We start from the raw sequence: 4,442 nt of genomic DNA, 5'->3' as shown, positions 1-4,442 counted from the left end.
ATACGTGCAGCGCGCAGAAACCTTGGCCCAATCGCCGAGCTTGCCTTCGACGTGATCGGCACCATCGAGCGGCGCGGCGACGCGGGAGCCGGTGATGATGGTCTGGCCGGCCTTGAGCGGAAAACCGCGGCTTTCGGCATGCGGGGCGAGCCAGACGAGGGCGGCCACGATGTCGTCCCAGGAGGCGCCGGCCGCAACGTCCTTCACGGACTTGCCGTCATAGACGAGTGAAACGGGCAGGGTTGGCAGGGCTTCGCGGATCTCGTTGGCGATGGCCGGGCCGACGACGACCGCGCCATTGCTCTGGAGGTCGCCGAGCTGCAGGTTGCGCGGGGTAGCGTCGCGATCGGTGAAGGGATTGGCGACCATTTCGAGCACCGGATTGACCGAGGCAATGGCGGCTTCGACTTCAAAGCGGTTCGGCGAGCCGAAGAGATCGGCGCCGAGAAGCACGGCGACTTCGACTTCGGCGAGGAAATGGCGATGGGTCTTGGCGTCGAGCACAGCGCCATTGGCAAAGAAGCGATTGGCCGGGATGGGGGAGCAGAGCGGTTCGCCCTGGCCACCGGCAACGATCTTCCAGCCGCCGACCGGACCGATGCCGGCAATGACACGGTTCTGCATGTCGTAGACAGCGTTGATATCGGCCGGCACGTCGGCGGCATCGACCGGCCCCACCAGCGGGCCGCCGTCATGGGCGGCGATCAGGGCCTTTACGAGAGTCTCTTGGCTGTCAGTCATTTCAGGTCCTGTCTGGTTAGGAAGCGGCAGTTTCGATCAGTGTGATGCCTGCATCGGCGCAGAGCGTTCTGATCGAATCGTAGGGGCAGTGATCGGTAATGAACGTATGGGCCTGCGAAAGGTGGCCGATACGCACCGGGGCGGTGCGGGCAAACTTGCTCGAATCCGACACGAGGATGACGTGGCGCGCATTGGCGATGATGGCTTGCGCGACCTTCACCTCGCGGAAATCGAAATCGAGGAGGGCCCCATCGGCATCGATGGCCGAAACGCCGATGACGGCGAAATCGACCTTGAACTGGCGGATGAAATCGACCGCCGCCTCGCCGACAATGCCGCCATCGGACGAGCGCACGACGCCACCGGCAATCACCACTTCCATGGAGGGGGCAACGCGCAGGCGATTGGCGACATTGATATTGTTGGTGATGACCATCAGGCCGCGATGTTCGGCGAGGGCCTGGCTGACGGCCTCGGTGGTGGTGCCGATATTGATGAAGAGCGAGGCATTGTCGGGGATCAGCGCGGCAGCGGCCCGGCCGATGGCCTGCTTTTCGTCGGTGGCGATCTGGCGGCGGGCTTCGTATTCGACGTTTTCTACGCCGGACGGGTGCATGGCCCCGCCATGGGTGCGCTTTAGCGCGCCGCGATCGCAGAGGAGATTGAGGTCCTTGCGGATGGTTTGGGGAGTGACGTCGAAGGCTTCGACAAGTTGCTCGACGGTGACCCCGCCCTTCTTGCGGGCGAGTTCGACGATCTGAGCCTGTCGCATCAAGGGATTCATGAGAGCCCACCGCTTTCGGTTTTTGAGTAAACGAAAGTGGGGGGCGGGGGAAGGGTGGTCCTTCCTCGGTCGTCACCCTCGGGCTTGACCCGAGGGCTCTGTACTTGCGGAACCAGCTTCAAGTGAAGTGTCCTCGGGTCAAGCCCGAGGATGACGTTCGATGACGGGACGAATTATTTCGCCAACGCCGACCACTTCACGTCTGGCACAAACGCAAAGTCACGGTCGAATGGAAAGCTTGGGCGCGGGGTGTGGTTGCGGGTGGTGCGTTCGACGAATTGGTCCACGACGCCCGGGGACAGGGCCATGATGCCGGGATTGGCGATGGGGCCGAGTTCGGGGGAGAGATAGCCGGACTTTACCGCCACGATCTTTGCGTCACGCGGGTCGAGGCCGAGCTTGGTGAAATCGGCGATATTGTGGAATGGGCGGCGGCGAACGGTGAGGACCAGGTCGATGCCGCCGATACGCACCACGGCTTCGCGGAAGAGCGGGTTGTCGTGTTCGAGGAGGAAGACCACTTCGGCCGTCGTGTCGACCGGGGTCGAGGACGGGTCGAGGCTGGCGCCGATATGGAGCGGGATGGTGGCGCCGACGCCGGCTGCATAAGCGGCCTCGGTTGCTACCTTGTCGGCAATGCCGGCAAAGACCACGCCCTGCGCATTGCGGGAGATCAAAGCGGCGAGCACTTCAGCACGGTCGCCGACGCCGCCACCGGTGGGGTTGTCGCCAGATTCGGCAAGCACGACCGGGCCCGTTGTACTGGCAATGGCGCGGTCGACGCATTCGTCGATCGAGCCGACTTCCATGCCGAACACGAACTGTTCGCGGACGTCCCAATAGTCCTGGGCCAGTTTCGTGGCGGCTTTTTCCATCGCTGCTTTGTCGGTGCCGGTGATGACGGCGCAGGCGGTGGAGCGGGGTTCGTCGGCCCAGACATAGCCGACCTGGAAGGACGCATCCCAGATGCCGGTCGGTTCTTCGACCTCATGGAGCTGGGTGTAAAAGCTTTTCGCCGGTTCATCCTGGGTGGAGGTGCGTTCGCCGGGAAGGAGAACCGGCACGGGGACCCAGGCGACTTTCGGGCGCACACCGGTGCGGAGGGCGCGGACCAGCATGGTCACGGCGCGGCGCATGGTGTCGGGCACGTCGATATGGGGCGCAGTGCGATAGGTGGAAAAGATGTCGAGGCCGTCGACGATTTTTTGGCTGACATTGCCGTGGAGATCGTAGCTGGCGGCAATGATGACGTCGGGGCCGACGACGTCGCGGACGGAGGCGATGAAGTCGCCTTCGGCGTCGAACATACCTTCAACGAACATTGCGCCATGCATGGCGAGGTAGACGCCATCGAGTGGCAGTGCGGCTTTGATGCCGTCGAGGATTTCGGCCTTCCACCTGCTGTAGAGCGCGTTCTCGACGGGGCCGCCGGCAATGGCGCGGGCGTGGAGCACGGTGATGAATTCGGCCGGGAAATGCGTCAGGAAATCAAAATATTGGTCCTTGAGCATCGAGGGACCGCGCAAGACGCGAAAATCGGCCTCGCGGGCGATGACGGGATTATAGGTGCTGCATTCGGTATGCAGGCCAGCAACGGCAATGCGCATCAGAGCACTCCTGGAACTTCGGCTTCTGGATTGTGATTGGTTTTAACCGGGCGCGGGGTGAGGCGTCCGGTGAGAAAAAGGCTGACGAGCAGGAAAGGCACGACGCAGGCAATGCCGAAGCGGATGCCGGAATGTTCGGCGACAAATCCAATCAGCGGCGGGCCGATGAGAAAGCCGGTCAGTGCCACGAAGGACAGAACGGCGACATTGGCCGAGGCGGCGCGATCGCCAATGCCGGCGGCGGCGGTGACGGCAAGCGGGAAGCCCACAGAAACGCCGACGCCGATGATGCCGAAGCCGACCAGCGCCAGTTCAACGCCGGGGGCAAAATACAAGATAATGCCGCCGAGGACAGCAAGGGTGCCGCAGATGCGGGCGGTGTTCACCGCGCCAAAGGTGCGCTTGAGCGTGTCGCCGCCAAAGCGGCCGGCGGCGACCATAAAGGCAAAGAACGAATAACCGAGGCCGACGAGACCGCCTTCTGCCGAGAGCGCGTCGCGGAGGAAGATGGCTGACCAGTCGGCCATGGCGCCTTCGGTCATGGTGATGCCGAAGACGAAGAGACAGATGCCGATCAGCGCCGGGCTCGGCAGCGACCATGCCGATTTTTGCGTCTGGCCCTCGGCCGGCGCGTCGTTGAGCTTTGGCAAAGCCAAGCCGGTGAAGATCGCGAATGGCAGAACGATGGCCGCAAGGAGCGGCACGGCGATCTGGGGGACGACACCGATGGCGGCAAAGCCGGAGCCGATGAGGCTGCCCGCCATGATGCCGAGCGACCAGCAGCCATGGGAGGTGTTCATGATCATCTTGCCGCTCGACTTTTCGACGAGGTCGGCCTGCACGTTAAGGCCGAGTTCGACGAAGGAAATGGCGGAACCGGCGAGCATCAGGGCGATGAAGAGGAGGATCGGGTGCGGGGCGAGGACCGGCAGGCTTGCGGCGATGGAATAGAAGACAAAGCCCCAGATGATGGCGGAACGGGCGCCGATCTTTGCCACCAGCGGTCCGGCAAAGGGCAAGGTGATGAGCGTGCCGCAGGGCATACCGAGGAGCGCCAGCGCCAGGGCGGCGGGACCAAGCCCGAGACCAGCCTGGATTTCCGGAATGCGCGGCAGCCAGGAGCCGAAGGCGATGGGCTGGAGGAAGAAGACCAGCATGGTCAGGCGCTGGGGGGAGAGGAAGGACATGGAAGAAATTCCGTGGCTTGTCCCTGCGGTGTCATCCCCGCGAAAGCGGGGACCTCCGTTTGGGATGACCGAACGCAAACAGGGGTTCCCGCTTTCGCGGGAATGACACCGAGTTTCTTAGGC

Annotated in this window: 4 protein-coding genes; all 4 read right to left on the bottom strand. The window is 63.4% G+C overall.

What is annotated here, in order from left to right; translation table 11 throughout:
* Positions 1–741: fumarylacetoacetate hydrolase family protein (locus tag ABW043_RS01795; protein WP_353919533.1), on the bottom strand; the 741-nt coding region annotated here is incomplete at its 3' end.
* Positions 742–757: 16 nt separating this feature from the next.
* Positions 758–1,513, bottom strand: a complete 756-nt coding sequence (locus ABW043_RS01790) for a DeoR/GlpR family DNA-binding transcription regulator (RefSeq protein WP_353919532.1) — start codon at positions 1,511–1,513, stop codon at positions 758–760.
* A gap of 185 nt (positions 1,514–1,698) precedes the next feature.
* Positions 1,699–3,132 carry a M81 family metallopeptidase gene (locus tag ABW043_RS01785; protein ID WP_353919531.1) on the bottom strand — a complete coding sequence of 478 codons (1,434 nt, stop codon included), beginning with the start codon at positions 3,130–3,132 and terminating at the stop codon, positions 1,699–1,701.
* Positions 3,132–4,319, bottom strand: coding sequence for an MFS transporter (locus ABW043_RS01780; RefSeq protein ID WP_353919530.1), 1,188 nt, complete (start codon positions 4,317–4,319; stop codon positions 3,132–3,134). Before ABW043_RS01780 ends, ABW043_RS01785 begins: the two co-directional genes overlap by 1 nt.
* Positions 4,320–4,442 lie beyond the last annotated feature (123 nt).

Source organism: Devosia sp., from assembly GCF_040509215.1.
In the GTDB taxonomy this organism is placed as follows: domain Bacteria; phylum Pseudomonadota; class Alphaproteobacteria; order Rhizobiales; family Devosiaceae; genus Devosia.
Note: the sequence above shows the minus strand (reverse complement) of the source record. Positions and strands in the feature narration are given on the sequence as shown.

Excerpts from the sequence above, each read along its gene's own strand:
- ABW043_RS01790 (WP_353919532.1), bottom strand. The coding sequence starts at position 1,513 with ATGCGACAGGCTCAGATCGTCGAACTCGCCCGCAAGAAGGGCGGGGTC.
- ABW043_RS01785 (WP_353919531.1), bottom strand. The coding sequence starts at position 3,132 with ATGCGCATTGCCGTTGCTGGCCTGCATACCGAATGCAGCACCTATAAT.
- ABW043_RS01780 (WP_353919530.1), bottom strand. The coding sequence starts at position 4,319 with ATGTCCTTCCTCTCCCCCCAGCGCCTGACCATGCTGGTCTTCTTCCTC.